We start from the raw sequence: 18,757 nt of genomic DNA on the forward strand, positions 1-18,757 counted from the left end.
ATTATAAGTTTTCTTTAATAATATTTTCTAATTCAACAGTATCTTTTGCAAACTGTCTAATTCCTTCTGCTAACTTATGAGTTGCCATAGCATTTTCATTAAGTAACCAACGGAATTTTGATTCTGTAAGTTCTGGATCTTGAGTTGAAACATCCATACAATCAGATAGCTTAGCTTCAAGATTATCTTTTCTTTGTTCTAAATCTTCAAGTAAAGCTGGAGAAATGGTTAAAGCATCACAGCCAGCCAAAGCTATAACTTGATCAACATTTCTAAAACTGGCACCCATTACGATTGTTTTAAACCCATGTGTTTTATAAAAATGATAAATAGACTTAACAGAATTAACACCATCATCATTTTCAATATCAGGGAAACCTTCTATATTATTCTCTTTTATTTGCCAATCTGTTATTCTCCCAACAAATGGAGATATTAGATAAACTCCAGCCTCTGCACATGCTTGAGCTTGAGCTTTATCAAAAATTAACGTCAAATTACAATTTATGCCTTCTTTTTGTAAGATTTTAGCAGCCTTTATACCTTCCCAAGTAGCTGCTATTTTTATCAATACACGATCTTTACTAATACCCTTATCTTGATATCTAGCTATAATTTTTCTAGCATAATCAATAGTCTCTGCAGCATTAAAAGAAACTCTTGCATCAACTTCACTTGATACCTTACCATCAATAACACCAAGAATCTTAATACCAAAAGTAACCAAAATCTCTATTAATATTTCTTTAATTAATTCATTACTATTTAGTTTTGAATTATTCGATTTTACATCTTCAATAGTTTGTTTAACTAAATCAGAATACTTTTTATCTTTTACAGCTTTTAAAATTAGACTAGGGTTTGTGGTTGCATCAACTGGCTTATATTTTTTTATTAATTCAAAATCACCTGTATCAGCTACTACCATAGTAACTTTTTTTAGCTGCTCTAATACTGACTGTTGCATATTCTAATAAAATTTAATTTAAAATTATAATTATTAAAGTATACCGTTTGAAATATATCTAAGTAAATAAATAATAGCTATTTTAAAAAAGAAATATTAAGAAGTATATGAATTTGAAGACTCTAGCTAAACGATATTCTCATATTTATTTTTAAGTAATTCAAACATAGCTCTAACAGCCATCATTTCACCACCCTTAGGTTTTCCTGGAGTACTAGAAACATTCCATGCTATCATATCAAAATGTATCCAAGTTGGAGCATCCTTTTCACCTACAAAATGTTCCATAAAAAGAGCTGCTTTTACTGCTCCTGCAAAAGGTGATAAGTCACAATGAGAAATATCTGCAAACTCAGTTTTTAAACTCTTTCTATAGCAATCAGCCAATGGAAGTCTCCATACTTGATCTTGCATAGATTCACCATATTTATAAACCTCATTGGCAATATCATCATCATTACAAAAAAACGCTGAAATCTCAGGTCCTAAAGCAACTCTAGCAGCACCAGTTAATGTTGAGAAATCTATTAAATATTCTGGTTTTTTTTGAGCCTCTTCATATAATGGTTCTGCCAGTATAAGCCTACCTTCAGCATCTGTATTAGTTACCTGAACCGTAGTACCATTTTTCATTTTAATTATGTCACTAGGTCTATACGATTTTGCATCAATAGCATTTTCAACTGTTGGGATCACTAGACTTAAATTCACAGGTAGGTTATATTTCATAATCATATATGCAAGACCTATAGCATTTGCTGCGCCTCCCATATCTTTATGCATCAGTAGCATTCCAGCAGCTGGCTTAACATCTACACCGCCTGTATCAAAAGCTACTCCTTTACCAACGATTGATATTTTAGGATGTTTCTCATTCCCCCAATTTAGCCTAACTAAACGTGGAGGTCGGTGACTACCTTTACCAACAGTGTATACTCCCATATAACCTTGATTAGCAAGATCTTCACCAACAACTTCTTCAAATTTAGCATCAAACTTAGAAGATAGTTGTTTTATAATATTTGATATATCAGCTGGTCCCATATCTTCAGCTGGAGTTGTTATCATATCTCTAACTAAATAATTCGCCTCTATACTTATCAAAATATGTTGATATTTTTGAGGTAAAAATAGCTTTACTTCTGTCTCACATGTTTTTGATTTATACCTTTCAAACTTATAACTTGCTAATGCAAATGCAATATAATAAAGGCTTAAATCTTCAGTATCTGAATATTCTATATGATAATGACCTGATGATAACTGCCCAGGTAAATCAGCAATACTAAACATAGATTTTGAAGCTAAACAAATAACTTTATCAATATTACCATCTAAGTTTGGAATTATTAAAACTGTTTTATTACTATCAAATTGTTTTACAAAATTTTGCAAAAAACTATCTTGATTTTTTAACCAGTTAGAAAAACTCTCTTTTTTAATTATATATATAGGTAAAGAGTCTATATTCTTATCTTGTGTAAAACACATTAATTTCGTTGATATATGCATTTTTTATAACTCCACATCTTGATTTAAGATTAACCAGCTATTAAATTCTTGTACTGTACTTGCTGTTAATATACCTGCTGTCTTATAAAGGCTTAAAAAGCCCATCACGTAATCAAACTCGGCATTATTTAATTCAATCAGCCTTCTATAGTAATCATTTAATAGTATGAAATACTGGGTAATTGTTGTTGTACCTTGCTCATATCTTTGCTTATATTTCTCATAAGCTATCTTAGCTGCTGCAACACCTTTGCGTAGATTCATTACTTGTTTTTTCTTCAGCTGAACAAATCTAAATGCATACATGGCATCATTTTGAGCAACCCTGCCGGTTTGAATCATATCAAATTCTGATGACTGATAATCATATGCAGCCTTTTTAAGCTGAGCATAGTTGGTTCCACCGGCAAATATATTCCAAGTTAAATTAAGTCCAAAATAAAAAGCATTTACAGTTCCTTGAGATGGTAACGCATAATCAAAAACTGGGTTACCTAGTGAACTTACAGCATTAAACCCTGGAGAGTATTTAACTTCAAAATTAACCTTAGGCATAAATGTTCCAGTCGCAGATTGATAATCATAATACTTACTTTCTTTTGTATGTCTAGAGCCTAAGTATGAAGGGTTACTTCTCATTACAAGCTCTTCCCAACCCTCTTCTGTATCTGGCGATGGATTCTTTATTTCGAACTTATTATTGTATAAAACAATGTCATCATCATTATTTGTAAATTTACGTAACTCTGCGCGAGCAACTCTTTGTTCTCTTTTGGCTGCGGCATAATCTGCCTGAGCTATATAATAGTTAGCTTTTGCTGTTTCATAGTCTGCAATATCGGCAACACCTGAATCATATTTATTTTGTAATTCATTATAACTTTGTTTATTCGACTTTAGGTTATATGAGTTATATTGAACATTTTTTATAGCTTTAGCCAAATTAAAATACGCATAACTAACATCATACAAAAATTGTTGATAATTAGTTCTATAATCTTGCTGTGCAAATTGGGCAGTCTCTTGAGCTGATTGTAAATCTTTATACGCACCATAATCATATAATGGCTGAGTTAGAGTAACTAGACCTTGTATAGTATTAAACCGTCCTTGTCCTTTATCGCCATCTGCTCTTTTCTGTCCTTGTAAAATATTAACAGCACTTATTTGTCCACCGATATCAATTCTAGGCAGTAATTTACCTAGTTGGACTGCTGGATCCATTTGTTGTGAGTCTAATTGAAAACCAATATATTTGTATTGAGGTGAATTTTTTACAGCCTGCTTAATTGTAGTAGTATAATCAGATACAATACCTTTAGCAAAGCCAAGACTACAAAAAGATATACCTAATAATATTGATAAATATCTATTTATTATTTTCAAAGTATTACTCTTTTATATTTTTACAAATAAATTTCTCAACTTCAGCTAAAGCTTCATCAAGATTTGCAGAGTTATTACCACCGCCCTGAGCCATATCAGGACGTCCGCCACCTTTACCATCTATGTGAGAGCTTAATTCTTTAGCAATATCGCCAGCTTTTATTGATGATGTTAAAGACTTACTTACGCCAATTACAAATTGTACCTTACCAGAGTTGACCGTACTTAAAACTACAACTACTTTATCATTTTTAGATTTATAATCATCGATTTTTTCACGTAGTGTCTTAACGTCTACACCTTCAATATTAGCGACAACTACAATTATATCACTATATCTTTGTTCTTTGATATCATTACTTGATCCTGATAATAAATCTTTCTTTAGCTTAGCTATTTGCTTTTCTTGATTTTTAACTTGCTCTAATAACGCTTTAAGTTTATCAAAAACATTACTATCATTTGCCTTCAAAGACTCTTTGATAGTTGCAATTTTATTTTCTACTTCAAAAGTGTAGTCAATAGCCTGTTGAGTTGTTATTGCCTCTATCCTTCTAACCCCAGAAGCAATACCGCCCTCTGATACTATCTTAAATAAACCAATATCTCCTGTACGGCTTACATGAGTACCACCACAAAACTCTATAGAGAAATCCCCCATTACAATAACTCTAACTATATCTCCATATTTCTCACCAAAAAGAGCTTCTGCGCCCATATTTTTAGCTTTTTCTTGAGAGGTTTCTATAGTATTTACAGGATAATTTATTCTAATTTGTCTATTTACTAAAGTTTCAATCTCTTGGATTTGCTCTCTAGAAATAGCTTTATCATGAGTAAAATCAAACCTTAGTTTTCTTTCATCGACCAAAGATCCTTTTTGCTCGGCATGATCTCCTAATACAATCTTTAAAGCTTTATGCAGTAGGTGTGTCGCACTATGGTTTGCAGCAATAGCCAATCTTTTCTGATCATTTACTCTTGCTGTTACTTCATCACTTACTCGTAGAGTTCCTTTGGAAATTTTACCTATATGTAAAATAGCATTGCCAGATTTTTGTACATCCTCAACGATAAACTCTACGCCAACCCCTTCAAGGACACCTTTATCTCCAATCTGCCCACCAGATTCAGCATAGAAAGGAGTCTTATCTAAGACTACGATTACTGATGTTTGTTCTACAGCATCATCTACAAGTTTGCCATCTTGATATATTTCAAGAACTTTAGCATCTTCAATCAAAGTTGAATATCCTTTAAATTCAGATTTAGCTTGAGAGTTAATCGTATTGTTATAATCAATATTAAATTTACCAGCATCTTTTGATCTTTGTTTTTGTTGCTGCATTAGCTTTTGGAAAGTACTTTCATCAACTTTTAAGCCCTTTTCTCTTGCCATATCTGCTGTCAAATCTAATGGAAAACCATAAGTATCGTACAGTTTAAAAGCAACATCTCCAGAGATTGTATTATCTTTTAAATCTTCTATTTCAGCTTCAAATATTTTTATACCATTCTCAATAGTTTTTAAGAAAAGTTCTTCTTCCTTTATTAACGTTTTTTCTATAAGTTCTCTTTTTTCAACTAACTGAGGGTATGCTTGTCCCATTTGATTAATCAACTCATCAACAAGCTTATAAAAAAATACTTCATTAGCGCCCAACTTATTACCATGGCGAATTGCACGACGAATAATTCTACGTAAAACATAACCACGCCCTTCATTAGAAGGTAAAACTCCATCAGCGATTAAAAATGCACATGAACGAATATGATCTGCGATAACCTTTAATGATGCTGAGTTAGCATCTTGAGTATTTGTTATTTGTTGAGCCTTTTTAATTAATGCTTGGAAAAGATCTATGTCATAATTATTGTGAACATTTTGCAAAACTGCAGCAATTCTCTCCAGTCCCATACCAGTATCTACAGAAGGCTTTGGTAAATCTGTAGTACTACCATCTGCATGACGATTGTATTGCATAAATACAATATTCCAAATCTCAATATATCTATCGCCATCTTCTTCAGGAGTTCCTGGTAACCCTCCAGGCACATCTTCACCATGATCATAAAAAATTTCAGTACATGGGCCACATGGACCAGTATCTCCCATTGACCAAAAATTATCAGCAGTATCTATACGAATAATTCTCTCTTTTGGTAAACCAATATGATTATGCCAAATATCAAAAGCCTCTTCATCTGTAGCATAGATAGTAACCCATAATTTTTCTGTAGGTAATTTAATCTCTTTAGTTAAAAACTCCCAAGCAAACTCGATAGCTTCTTTTTTAAAATAATCGCCAAAACTAAAGTTACCTAGCATTTCAAAAAATGTATGATGTCTAGCAGTATAACCAACATTATCTAAATCATTATGTTTACCACCAGCTCTTAAACATTTTTGTACAGTCACAGCACGAGAAAAATCTTTTTTCTCAGCTCCAAGGAAAACATCTTTAAATGGAACCATTCCAGCATTTGTAAAAAGTAATGTTTCATCGCCAAATGGTATTAGTGATGAACTTGGTTGATGCGAGTGGTCTTTCGACTTAAAATAATTTATAAACTTATTACGCAATTCTTTAGTAGTAATCATGATTTACCTTTCATGTAGATGTTGCTACAGATTTCTTAATTAAAATAAATAAAACAGTCAATATTATAAACTATTTTACTAAATAAAATAAACTCTACTGATCGCATTTAACTATAATTACATATATAATCTTGACTATATCGTTATTTTAAGATCTTAAAATGAAGAAAAAGAGAAATATAATAAAAAAAATCCTAGTTACTTCTATTATATCAATCATAGTAATATTAATAGCTGCAACGGGGTATTATTTTTATCACCAGTCAGAAATAAAAAAACAAGAAGAAGCTAAAAAGGCTGCTGAATTAGCAGCTATGCCTAAGCCTTCAAGCTATTGCTATATGACATACAAAATATCTACAGATAATGGTAAAACTTGGGTTAAAAAAATTATTAATAATGGTCAAAAAGTTACATACCAAGCAGAGTGTTGGAAAAAGTATCTCGAAATTATGAAAGATTTTAAGCCTGAAACGGCTAAAGATGGTAGTTGGATAGGAAAAACAAAAGATGGCAAAATGATTTCTAGTCCATCTTTACAAATATCAGATGAGCCCTTTGATCCAAATGCCAAAAAGCCTCAACCAAAAACTGTAGAAGATCAAACTAATGACTATCAAGCTAACTTACTACCATCTAGATAACTAAATATCAGATACTTTCTGATGGTATTTTCTTATAATTTTATTTTTTATATCTGTATTTTCTAAAGAGCTGGAATTTTCTAAATAATTCTCACTTTCAACCAAATTACCTTCATAAAGAAATCTTAGACTATTTTTACACTTCAAATCCTTTGGATAGGAGTTCTTTTTAATTTGATACCATGCAGATAATCTACTTATATCATCAGCTGAGACTATAAATAAATGCTTTTTCACTCTTGTAATAGCAACATAGAATAGTCTTCTTTCTTCCTCAATAGTCTCATCTGAGACTTTGGTGTTTTTATCACCAAAAAAACCACCTTCAGTAACATCATGAACAACTACATAATCCCACTCAAGACCTTTTGCCCTATGCATTGACATTATTTGTATTTGATCTGGATCATTGCTATCTTGCTGATTAGATTTAAGATAGAGATTATGTAACAGCTCAATAAATTCAATTAGCGAACTTTTTTTACTCTTTGCAAAGCTAGCTATACCATCTATAATCTGAAGTTTTGACTTACTTGAATGAGTCTCACCTGACACTTTAGAGATTTGTTTTTCTAAATCTAAATTTTCTAAAATAAAGTTTATTGCTCGATCAGATTTCTTTATCCTAGTATTGTTGAAAATAGTTCTCCAACTACTGGCAACTGCTAATATATTTTTTTCTTTAAAAGGCTTATCTACTGTTTTTGTAAGTTCTGCTATTAAAGTCATCGCTTGTGAGACATCTTTAGCTATTTCTTGTGCTAATTTTTGCTTAGTATCTTTTTTTAGGTATAGTGATGGATAATCTAGCATTGATTTTATAAATTCAACACGTTGTTCTATAGTATGCTTTTCAAAGCCGTAACCTTTGTTAAATAACATCAAATAGCCATATATTGCTTTAAAAAGATTCTCGCTAAAAATATTCTTATCAGCTACGACATTATATGCTAAATCATTATATAAACAGCTTAATTCAAAAACTGTTGTTGAATTATATTTTCGCACTAATATGGCAATCTGATCTGCTTTTACACCACTATCAATTAAACCCTTTAATTTTAAAACAACCTTATCACTATTATCTAAGATACTAATATCTGTAGTTTTATCTTCTAACTTAGGATAAGTTATACAGAGATTATTATGGCGCTTCTTATTATTAGTAATAATATTGTTTGCCATAAGGGATACCAAATCTCCATAGCGGAAAGTGTAAGATAATTGATATTGGGTTACATTTTTAAAATCTTTTTTAAACCCCTCTAACATATAATAAGGTGTTGAGCCACGCCATTGATAGATAGTCTGATCAACATCACCAACAGCCATTACATAGGTATTATCGCCAACCAAGCATTTTAGAAAAAACTGCTGTGCTTGATTTATATCTTGGTACTCATCGATAATTATATATGAATATAGGTTATTTGCTCGAGCCACACTTGAGCTATCCTTTTCAAATAGCTTTGCTGGCAAATATATCATATCATCGTATGTAATTGCTTTTTGTTTTTCACATTCTTTATTAAACTCAGCAAAAATTTTATCTAAAAGTTTTTTTTCTTTCGCATTTAAATCTTTTATTCTTTGGTTATTTAAAGTAAGATCTGATTTAAGAAGTGAAATATATTCTTTAAAACTCTCTACTCTTTCATTATCAATATCTTTAGTTATTTTAAATTCTTTTTGGTATAGCTTTAATAGTTTTTGAATAATACTATCAACTTCATACTCTTTAAGAATTTTTTCAATATTAACATAGCCAGCTTTAGCAAAAGCTTGTAAAAAGCTATTACCTAAAGAATGCATTGTACGAACGTTAATAAATCTAGAAATTTCAGGTTTTAAAACTTTTTTCAGTCTATTTGCAAAATCAAGTTGAGCAGACTTATTATACATTAATACCAATATTTTATTTGGCACGACTCCTTTAGATATTAAGTACTCAATTCTAGCAATAAGCGTTTGTGTCTTACCACTACCAGCAACTGCCGAGACTAAAGCGTGCTTTTTGATATCATGATTAATAATTTTTTGTTGTTCAGATGTATATTGCATTTATTCTTGTGGTAACTCTTGATCTATTTTTTCGGAAGATTCTTTTTTTATAGGCTGTGAAAAAGTTTTATTAGTGAAAATTCTTGCAACTATATAGCTAAACGTTAAGACAATCTCTTTTAAGACATTAGCTACAAATTTTACCAAGACTAATACTGTAACACCTAAGTATTTAATATAACTAAATATGTTTATATTTGCCTTTTTATCTTTGATAAATCTAAATGGCGCAAATATAAATAAAGCTAAACTAATCATGACAATGTAAGAAAAAATTGATCCAAGTAATTGTTCATACCATTGAGCAAATCTATAAAACAAAAATAAGCCAATAGCTGTCAAAATTACTAGTAATAAAAATAAAAATAAACTTTTCTTCTTCATAGCCACACTCCTAAAATCTTAAGTTAGATAATGATATCATTATTTTATTATAACTGAAGTTACGCACTAAATATATTTTGAGTGTTATAAGTTGCGTTGAAGAACTAGGAAACAAGGTCAAGAGCTACTAGTAGCTTCAAATCTTGGTAACGACGTTATTTAATGCAAATTATATCATCCAAAGGACAAAGCTAAGTATCATCTGACTGCCTTAGAACTTTATCACCATAGCTACTGCTATGCTAATAAAAACCTGCCTTGCATATAATACTTTGTCTTTATGCTCAAATTTATGTTTAGTGCGTAACTTCAGTTATAACTTGTGTTATAATCTTAGACCAAAATTATAGAACTTTAAATTAATTTAAATTTATGACTACAGACCAAAGATTACATATTGTGACAGAAGCTCTAGATGATTTAAAAGGATTAGACATCCAAACTATAGATGTAGAACATCTAACGGATATGATGGATAAGGTTGTAATTTGTACAGCTTCATCAACTACTCATGCCAAAGCTCTTTCTAAAAATCTAGAACAAGAACTTAAAAGTAATAAAATATCTATCTTAGGTATCGAAGGTGATAACAAATCTGACTGGATTTTAGTAGATACTGGAGATATTGTTGCCCATATAATGCTTGAAGAAACAAGAAATCTATATGCATTAGAGAAACTTTGGGATATCAAACGCACTGATAGCTAATTATGAAGCTTGAACTTTCTTTACAACAGTGGCAGAAAGTTAAAGACTATGCTATTAGTGAGCTGAATCTATCATCTATTTCAAAAGCTGACTGCGACCTTTCTGAATATATACCCTATTATAATCAATGGATAGAAAAAGGATATCATGCAGACCTTGATTATATGGTTAAACATGGCTCAAAAAGATATATTCCTGACGAGCTAGTCCCTGGCACAAACAGCGTAATTGTTGCTACACTAAACTATCTTAATCGACCAATATCAATAAAGTCTGAAGTCAAAAAACTAAGAACAATAGATAATATTGCTGATATTTCAATATATGCTCATGGCCGTGACTATCACAAAGTAATGAAAAAAAAGTTACAAAAATTAGGGCAATATATCGATGAGCTAACAGGCGGACATCAATTTAGAGTATTTACAGATAGTGCTCCAGTACTAGAAAGGCCTTTAGCTGAAAAAGCTGGACTTGGTTGGCAAGGTAAAAGCTCAATGTTGATGAACAAAACTCAAGGATCATTCTTTTTCATTGGGGTTATATATAGTAATTTAGACTTATCTAAACTTCCTAACTTAGAAAAACATATTGACTCCTGTGGTAAATGCCAAGCATGTATTAAGCTTTGTCCTACCGGAGCTATACAACCAGGGAAAATGATTGACTCTCGCAAGTGCATTTCATACTTAACGATTGAGAATAAAAATGCTATACCACTAGAACTTAGAGATAAGATAGGAACTAGAATATATGGCTGCGATGATTGTCAATTAGTTTGCCCGTTTAATAACGATGCACCTACTACGACTGAAAAAGATTTCCAGCAAAGAGATTTTTTAGTAAACAAACCCTTGCTAGAGCTATTTGCATGGACAAGAGATGATTTTGATAAATATACCCAAGGATCTGCTATCCGCAGAATAGGCTATGATGCTTGGATGAGAAATATAGCAATAGCGATAGGTAACTCGCCACATAGTGAAGTAAATATAGAGGCTTTAATAACTAAAAAAAATGAGTTTAACAATAATCCACTATTGTTAGAACATATTAACTGGGCTATAGACAAACAGCAAAGATTAATTCAAAAAGAACATAAATGATTGTGATTTAGATATTGTTTGTTAGAATTGCTAAGGAATACTTTTATAAAACAAAGGAGAAAATGAATAATGAAATTAACTAAAACTCTACTTGTAGCTCCATTAGTTGCTGGGGCTTTAATTGGTACTAGTTTTGCAGCAACAGATACTAAATCTGATACTAGTTACTCAGTTGGATACACAATGGGTAAAACTCTAAAAGCTCAAATGCAACAAAATAATGTTTCTGCAGATGATGCACAAGTTGTTGATGGTTTAAAAGACGGAATTAATTCAAAAAAACCTAAATTAACTCCTGAGCAAATGCAAACAGCTATGGCAGAATTCCAAAAGCAAGCTATGGCTGCACAAAAAAATGCTCAGTAAGTAATTCAAGGAGTAAGAAATGACTAAGAAAAAACTTTTAAAAGCACTAGCTGTAGCTGCGATTACAACTAGTTTAGTTGCTTGTTCTAATAGTAGTAGTGATGATTCTACTTCAACTACTAGCGCTGCTAGCTCAGCATCTACGGTAGCTACAACTCAAAAAACAACAGATACAAATAGTGATAATGTTAAAGCTAATGCTAGCTACACTATTGGTTACGGTATGGGTTCAAGTATAAATCAAGATCCAAATCTTAAAAATTACGGTTTATACAAAGATCGTGTTATAGCTGGATTTGAAGATGCAATGAATTCTAAAAAGCCAGAAATCTCTGAACAAGATATTAAAAACAATATGGACTCTCTTCGTCAAACTATGATGAAAAAAATGAGTGAACAAAGAGTAACTAGCTTCCTTAAAGTCAAAGATAGCATGTATAACTCTGATTTAACTCCTAAATCATATGTTAAAAACCCTGATGTAGTAATATATGAATTCTTTGATTATCAGTGCATGTACTGTTCAAAAGTAGTTCCTGAGATTGAGAAAATCATGAAAAATAATAGCAATGTTCAGGTTGTCTTTGGCGAATTCCCAATTTTTGGTCAAAGAGCTCCAGCATCAGAGTATGCTGCTGAAGTTGGTACTGCAATTTATAAGCTATACGGTGCTGATGCTTATGTTAAGTATCATAACGGTATATTTGCTACAGGTGAAGATGAAGGTAAGCTTACTGATTCAACTGTAAATAAAGTAGCTGTACAAGCTGGTGCTAAGATCGATGCTGTTAAAAAAGCTATCAAAGATGATAAAATAGCCGCTCATGTAAAATCTACTTTAGAAATGGGCTTCAAAGATCTTGATATTCAAGGAACTCCTTTCTTAGTTGTTGCTCCTCTTAAAGGTGCTAATGCTGATAACACTACTGTAATAGGCGGTTACACAAGCGCAGCTAATATCCAAAAAGCTGTAGATAAAGCTAGTAGCAAAGTAGCTTCAACTAGTACTTCAGACAAATCTAAATAATTTAAAATTTATCTAAATTATCCAATCTTTTATTTTAAATAAGTATAAATTAAATCTATAAAGTAATTTTATTTGTTAAAATATATCTCCTAATAAATTTATAAAGATAAGTTCTAGAATGTTTCAAGTAAGAAAAGGTAGTAAATACCTTGTTTTCTTTGTGGTTATATTTGTTGCTTTACCTCCTTTTGCTATTGATACTTACATTCCTGCTTTTGGTAACATCAGTGATTTTTTTCAAGTAGATGTAAGTATTTTATCCATTACTGTCTCAACTTACCTTATTGGTTTTGGCGTTGGGATGTTTTTTTGGGGAGCTTTATCAGACCGATTTGGGCGTAAAAATATACTTATAATAGGTATGCTTATATATGTTTTAAGTACCATTTTATGCTCATTCACCCACGATTTTAATACATTAATATTTATGCGATTTGTACAAGGTTTAGGCGATTCTCCCGCAGCTGTAGCTGCTGCAGCGATCCTAAAAGACTGCTACAGAGGACAAAAGCTAATAAAGATGATGGCAACAATGGTTATGGTCTTTATGATAGCTCCTATTGTCGCACCAATTATTGGAAGTGTTATTATTTATACAACTGGAAGCTGGCAAGATATATTCCATTTTTTAACTATTTATGGAATTATACTACTTATAATTACATTTATAATTCCTGAAACACTGCTATCACATAATAAGTCAAAAAGTTTACTATCTAGTTTCAAAGTTTACTTTAAACATTTAATAAACATGCCTTTTATAGCAGCATCTTTAGTCGGAGGACTTTGTTTTGGAGCACTATTTAGCTTTATTAGCTCATCATCTAACTTAATTATAGAATACTATAAACTTGGATATACCCAATATTGTATTCTTTTTGGCTTGAATATTTGTGGTATTTTATTCGCTAGCTATTACATAAAGAAAAAAATAACTTCATCTAACCAAAGATATTTTATATTTGTTGGCTATGCATCTGCTATTGCAATCATAATAGCAAATATCATAGCTTCAGTACTCTTTAATAATATTTACATTTTCATTGTTTTAAATGCGTTTGCAACAGCTAGTTTTTCTTTGATAAACCTTATCACAACAACTAAAGCAATTGATTTATTAAAAGAAGGCTTTGGTGCTGGAAATGCTATTGTAAGACTAACAAGATTTGTAGCTGCTGGTTTTGCTGGATTCTTTCTGAGTTTTTTATCTATCTCAGATTTAATGGTAGATATTCCAATGCAACAGTTAGGATTTATAATTTTCTCTATACTTATTTTTATGATGATTAAAAATAAGCTATTTCCAGTAAAAGCTTAATTAAAATATTTTTCTACGCGTATGACAGTATGGTAAAGATCCTTGCTTCATATAATAATCTAGATGATAATCTTCTGCCACATAAAAAGAGCTCATTTCTTTAATCTCAGTAGCTACCTTGTATCCTTTATTAATTAAAGAATCTTTTATGCTTTCTGCAATTTGCTTTTGATCATCTTCATAATAGAATATTGCAGACTTATATTGCTCACCAATATCAGGACCTTGTCCATCAGTTTGTTGAAAATCATGAATCTCAAAAAAGTATTTTAAAAGATTTTCTAATGATAATTTTGTCTTATCAAAGATTATTCTAACAACTTCTAGATACCCTGTATCACCATTACATACATCTTTATAGTTTGGATATGGCTGATCTCCACCACAATATCCTGATTCAGCAAATAATACGCCATCAAGTTTTTTCATGTAATACTCAACACCCCAAAAACATCCAGCTGCAACAATTATTTCTTCAGTCTCACCAAAATTTTCACTCGCTATAAAATCAACTGATGCTGAATTCACACAATAGCGCGTATTTAATTTTGTATAACCTTCACCATGAAAAATATGCCCTAAATGTCCTTCACAGGTATTACATAGTATTTCGGTTCTTCGACCATCTGCATCAGGAAGTTCTTTGACATTATTATCTATATGAATATCATAGCTAGGCCAACCACAAGTTGAAATAAATTTACTATCTGCTTTAAATAACGGTGTTCCACAATTTCTACAGATATATACACCCTTTTCATCTAAATCGTTATATCTACCTGTAAATGGTTGCTCAGTATCTTTATTTATTATAACTTCGTACTCTTTTGGAGTTAAACTTTTTGTTTTAAGCACCCTAACACCTCTAATCATCTATTAAATATTGTTAATAATTATCATACAAACTTTTGCAAAAGTATATTCTAATCTACAATATTTATATGATATTAAAAGATATTTTCTAGCGAATATATGGAGTAAAAAATGAATAATAATATAAAACTTAAAAACTATTTATCATTAGTTATATTTATAGTTGTAATTTTAGGTGTTGGTATGTTGGTTGGAGCCTTAACAGCTCATAATATACCAACCTGGTTTGCTTATCTAAATAGTCCTTCTTTTGCGCCTCCTAATTGGATATTTGCACCTGTATGGAGCATTTTATATATTATGATTGCTATCTCTGGTTGGTTAGTATTTTTAAAAGGCCAACTTAAAGAAAAAGCCTTTATTGTTTATGCTATCCAGTTAGGTCTTAACTTCTTATGGAGTTTTATATTTTTTTGCTGGCAGCAAATAGATTTAGCACTATTAGAAATGTCTGTCTTATGGATATTTGTTGCTTGGAATATTAGGATATTTAGTAACATAAGCAAAGTTGCTGGATACTTACTTATTCCTTATCTTTTATGGATAAGCTTTGCTTGGATACTAAACCTTAGTTACATTGCTCTTAATTAATAATATCCTTATCAGCTACCGCTAGATGCAAATAATGTAAATGCTTATCATATTGATTAACAATATCAGCAATCACTTGGTCTTTTGAATATCCCATAATGTCATAATATTGCCCACCATGACTTAATAGAACTTCTACTCTATTATATGTACCAACTTTTGACTGATAAGCTCTAAGCATAACACTATATACAAAATCTTCATTATCCTCAATAGAAATAGTTAGCTGGACATGATCATGATCTCTAAGCACCTCAGTATCTATACCATTTTTTTCCATTTCATCAGCTACTTCTATTACTGCGGTAGTAACATCTTTTTGTAAAAAATCTATCGCTTGATCCTTAGATGGTTTATAAGCTATGGCTTCTAGTCTTTTTTGCCAAGATGTATTTGCTTTTACATACTGTACAACTGTAGAGTGCGTTTCGATACTTTTAATCCTTAGATAATCTAGCCTTAATGATTTTACTAGCGAAAAGCACATTAAAAACAAAATAAACAATAAAGGAAATGCACTAATTATAGTTGCTGACTGTAAGGCTTCTAAACCTCCAGCCAAAATAAGTGAAATTGCTAAAAGTCCACTTAACACAGACCACGCTATACGATGCATAGTTATTGATTTTTTAGCATTTCCTGTTGCTAAGATATCTATAACTAGAGCTCCACTATCTGCAGATGTCACAAAAAAGGTAACTATCAAAAACACAGCTATAATTGAAAGTATTATAGAAAAAGGAAAATGCTGAAAAAATTCAAAAAGAGCCACTGGGATATTATTATTAGCTGCATTTATAAGATTCTGAGCATTACTATTCATAGCTATATCAATAGCTGAATTACCAAACACTGTCATCCATAAAAATGTAAACCCAGTTGGTATAAATAAAACACCTAACGTAAATTGTCTAATTGTTCTACCTTTTGAAACTTTCGCAATAAACATTCCTACAAAAGGAGACCAAGCTATCCACCAGCCCCAGTAGAATAAAGTCCAATCTTTTAACCACTCATGACTTTCTTTATTATAGGCATATAAATTAAATGTCTGATTAACAAGAGTACTTAGGTAATAACCTACATTTTGGACATAATCTTGTATTAACCCTGTTGTATTACCAAGAAATAATATAAAGGCTAATAAGAATAATGCTAGAACTATATTAAAATTACTTAAAATTTTAATACCTTTATCAAGTCCTAATGCCACTGATAGTGTAGCCAATGCAACAATAAATACAATATAAATCACTTGCATATTTATAGTGTCTGGAAGCCCTGTTAAAAAACTCATTCCTGAGCTTACTTGCATAGCTCCAAAGCCAAGTGAAGTAGCGACACCAAATAATGTTCCTAGTATTGCAAAAATATCTATTGCATGCCCTATGGAACCATAAATTTTATCGCCCAAGATCGGGTAAAGTACTGAACGAGGTAATAATGGTAAATCATGCCTATAAGCAAAATAAGCTAAAGACAAACCTACTATCACATATACAGACCAAGCTTCTATGCCCCAGTGAAAAAATGTAGTATTCATTGCTTGTTTAACTACTTCTAACTGCTCACTTGAAGCATTTGGAGGTGATAAAAAATGCTTTAGAGGTTCTGCAACACCATAAAACATCAATCCAATACCCATACCTGCTGCAAAAAGCATTGCAAACCAAGAGATATTATTATACTCAGGTAAATCATGCTCTTGACCAAGCTTAATATCTCCAAATCTGCTAAACATCAAAACTAAACATAAACAAACAAAAATACTCATTGCTAAAATATATGCCCAACCAAATTTCTCTAAAATAAGATTTTGAACAATAGACATATAGTTAGCGAAGTCTTTTGGAAAGATGATACCTAGTAATGCTAATATAGATGCTAAAATAATCGCTGGATAAAATACTGGAGCATATGCTCCTTTTTCTCTTTGCATAGAATTTTATATTTTATTATTAATAGCTTTTAACATAACATGTCTTTCCTTGTATATCAAAAATACATAAAATATAAGCAGTAACTTATACTAAAATAATAATTAATGAAAACTATTACACAAAAGCTACAAAAAGAAATAAAGAAACTCCACACATCCCAAGGTAGAAAAAAATCTCCCTACTATATTATAGAAGGACTCAGATGCTGCCAAGAAGCTATTCAAAGGCTCCCCTCTTCAGATATACACACGATAATAATAACTGAAAACTCAGATAGCAGCCTATACCCAATAAACAAGAAATATATTGTTTCTGAAAAAGATATTAGCGAGCTCTCACAAACGCAAAATTCACAAGGAATTCTAATATTAGCTTATAAGAAAGATTTTAATGATCTTAAGTTTGATGATGATTTCATATTAGTATTAGATAGAATCCAAGATCCAGGAAATATTGGTACAATACTTCGCACAGCAATAGCAGTTGGATTAAAAGAAATAGTTTTAATAAATGGTACAGTTGATCCTTTTAACCCTAAAGCAATCCGAGCAGGAATGGGAGCTCAGTTTAGCTTAACCTTTAGCTATATTGAGGATCTCAAAGAACTAAAAAATATCTCAAAACTTGAAAATCATCAAATATGGTTAACAACTCCTCATGAAGGAATATCTTGTTATGATGACAAATTTAAACTAAAAGATAGTATATTAGTTTTTGGTGAAGAAGCTAATGGTATCCAAGACTTCTCAATAGGTAAAAAAACTATGATTCCAACTCTCAGTGATATTGAGTCTTTAAATGTTGCTCAAGCAGCAACTATCTATTTATTTGAAGGTTTGAGACAAAAACTGTTAGAATAGTACTAGACATATAAGTTTTTTAATAAAAAGGAGAAATTTTATGAGCAAATGTAAAACACATAAAAATCATGACCATGAACATAAAGATGGTTGTGGCCATACAAAGATAAAACATGGCGATCATTATGATTACTTACATGATGGACATTTACACCATAAACATGAAGATCACTATGATGAGCATACTTTAGAAGTTTCTGAAAAGAATCCAGATGGTTGCAAACCTGTTAAAGATGATTGCTGTGACCATGTTCATGGTCCAGACTGTGGACATGAGGCTGTACCTCATGGCGATCATGTAGACTATATTGTTGATGGCAGATTACACCATCCTCATGGCGACCACTGTGATGATCATGGCCCTGTTGAAATAATTAAAAATGATAAAAAATAATTTTCTTTTACTTATAAT

Annotated in this window: 17 protein-coding genes; 9 read left to right on the plus strand and 8 right to left on the minus strand. The window is 31.2% G+C overall.

Annotation, left to right across the window (positions count from 1 at the left end; genetic code table 11):
* Position 1 precedes the first annotated feature (1 nt).
* The 4 genes from tal to alaS form a co-directional block, all read right to left on the minus strand.
* The gene (gene tal / locus F7310_RS05965) at positions 2-967 is read right to left on the minus strand and encodes a transaldolase (RefSeq protein ID WP_072712494.1); all 966 of its coding nucleotides are present in this window, start codon (positions 965-967) and stop codon (positions 2-4) included.
* Between the two features lie 126 nt (positions 968-1,093).
* Positions 1,094-2,479 carry a M17 family metallopeptidase gene (locus tag F7310_RS05970; RefSeq protein ID WP_072712495.1) on the minus strand — a complete coding sequence of 462 codons (1,386 nt, stop codon included), beginning with the start codon at positions 2,477-2,479 and terminating at the stop codon, positions 1,094-1,096.
* 3 nt (positions 2,480-2,482) lie between these two features.
* Positions 2,483-3,865, minus strand: coding sequence for a TolC family protein (locus F7310_RS05975; RefSeq protein WP_072712497.1), 1,383 nt, complete (start codon positions 3,863-3,865; stop codon positions 2,483-2,485).
* Between the two features lie 4 nt (positions 3,866-3,869).
* A complete protein-coding gene (gene alaS / locus F7310_RS05980) occupies positions 3,870-6,467 on the minus strand; it encodes an alanine--tRNA ligase (RefSeq protein ID WP_072712498.1) in 2,598 nt (865 codons plus the stop codon).
* A gap of 161 nt (positions 6,468-6,628) precedes the next feature.
* Here alaS and F7310_RS05985 point away from each other — a divergent pair, with 161 nt between their 5' ends.
* Positions 6,629-7,111 carry a hypothetical protein gene (locus F7310_RS05985; RefSeq protein WP_084645199.1) on the plus strand — a complete coding sequence of 161 codons (483 nt, stop codon included), beginning with the start codon at positions 6,629-6,631 and terminating at the stop codon, positions 7,109-7,111.
* Here F7310_RS05985 and F7310_RS05990 read toward each other — a convergent pair whose 3' ends face one another.
* Both F7310_RS05990 and F7310_RS05995 read right to left on the minus strand, forming a co-directional pair.
* Positions 7,112-9,172, minus strand: coding sequence for an ATP-dependent helicase (locus tag F7310_RS05990; protein WP_072712500.1), 2,061 nt, complete (start codon positions 9,170-9,172; stop codon positions 7,112-7,114).
* Complete coding sequence (locus tag F7310_RS05995; RefSeq protein ID WP_072712502.1) at positions 9,173-9,556, minus strand: hypothetical protein; 384 nt, start codon at positions 9,554-9,556, stop codon at positions 9,173-9,175.
* A gap of 372 nt (positions 9,557-9,928) precedes the next feature.
* On the opposite strand from F7310_RS05995, the gene rsfS reads away from it, so the two are divergent.
* From rsfS to F7310_RS06020, 5 genes are all read left to right on the plus strand, one after another.
* On the plus strand, positions 9,929-10,264 hold the full coding sequence (gene rsfS, locus F7310_RS06000; RefSeq protein ID WP_072712504.1) for a ribosome silencing factor: 336 nt from the start codon (positions 9,929-9,931) through the stop codon (positions 10,262-10,264).
* Positions 10,265-10,266: 2 nt separating this feature from the next.
* A complete protein-coding gene (gene queG / locus F7310_RS06005) occupies positions 10,267-11,370 on the plus strand; it encodes a tRNA epoxyqueuosine(34) reductase QueG (RefSeq protein ID WP_072712506.1) in 1,104 nt (367 codons plus the stop codon).
* Between the two features lie 69 nt (positions 11,371-11,439).
* Entirely contained in the window at positions 11,440-11,736 is a 297-nt protein-coding gene (locus F7310_RS06010) for an FKBP-type peptidyl-prolyl cis-trans isomerase N-terminal domain-containing protein (protein ID WP_072712508.1), read from the plus strand.
* A 19-nt stretch (positions 11,737-11,755) separates the two neighbouring features.
* Entirely contained in the window at positions 11,756-12,763 is a 1,008-nt protein-coding gene (locus F7310_RS06015; RefSeq protein WP_072712510.1) for a thioredoxin domain-containing protein, read from the plus strand.
* Between the two features lie 118 nt (positions 12,764-12,881).
* Positions 12,882-14,081 carry a multidrug effflux MFS transporter gene (locus tag F7310_RS06020; RefSeq protein ID WP_072712511.1) on the plus strand — a complete coding sequence of 400 codons (1,200 nt, stop codon included), beginning with the start codon at positions 12,882-12,884 and terminating at the stop codon, positions 14,079-14,081.
* On the opposite strand, the gene F7310_RS06025 is transcribed toward F7310_RS06020, so the two are convergent.
* Positions 14,082-14,936, minus strand: a complete 855-nt coding sequence (locus F7310_RS06025) for a bifunctional methionine sulfoxide reductase B/A protein (RefSeq protein WP_072713551.1) — start codon at positions 14,934-14,936, stop codon at positions 14,082-14,084. It abuts the gene before it with no gap.
* 129 nt (positions 14,937-15,065) lie between these two features.
* On the opposite strand from F7310_RS06025, the gene F7310_RS06030 reads away from it, so the two are divergent.
* Positions 15,066-15,545 carry a TspO/MBR family protein gene (locus F7310_RS06030; protein WP_072712513.1) on the plus strand — a complete coding sequence of 160 codons (480 nt, stop codon included), beginning with the start codon at positions 15,066-15,068 and terminating at the stop codon, positions 15,543-15,545.
* Here the strand turns inward: F7310_RS06030 and F7310_RS06035 are convergent.
* Entirely contained in the window at positions 15,538-17,484 is a 1,947-nt protein-coding gene (locus tag F7310_RS06035; protein ID WP_072712515.1) for a BCCT family transporter, read from the minus strand. The two genes, F7310_RS06030 and F7310_RS06035, sit on opposite strands and share 8 nt — an antisense overlap.
* Positions 17,485-17,589: 105 nt before the next feature.
* Here F7310_RS06035 and F7310_RS06040 point away from each other — a divergent pair, with 105 nt between their 5' ends.
* Entirely contained in the window at positions 17,590-18,345 is a 756-nt protein-coding gene (locus F7310_RS06040; RefSeq protein WP_072712516.1) for a TrmH family RNA methyltransferase, read from the plus strand.
* Positions 18,346-18,385: 40 nt separating this feature from the next.
* Entirely contained in the window at positions 18,386-18,739 is a 354-nt protein-coding gene (locus F7310_RS06045; protein ID WP_072712518.1) for a hypothetical protein, read from the plus strand.
* Positions 18,740-18,757 lie beyond the last annotated feature (18 nt).

This window comes from Francisella uliginis (genome assembly GCF_001895265.1).
In the GTDB taxonomy this organism is placed as follows: domain Bacteria; phylum Pseudomonadota; class Gammaproteobacteria; order Francisellales; family Francisellaceae; genus Francisella; species Francisella uliginis.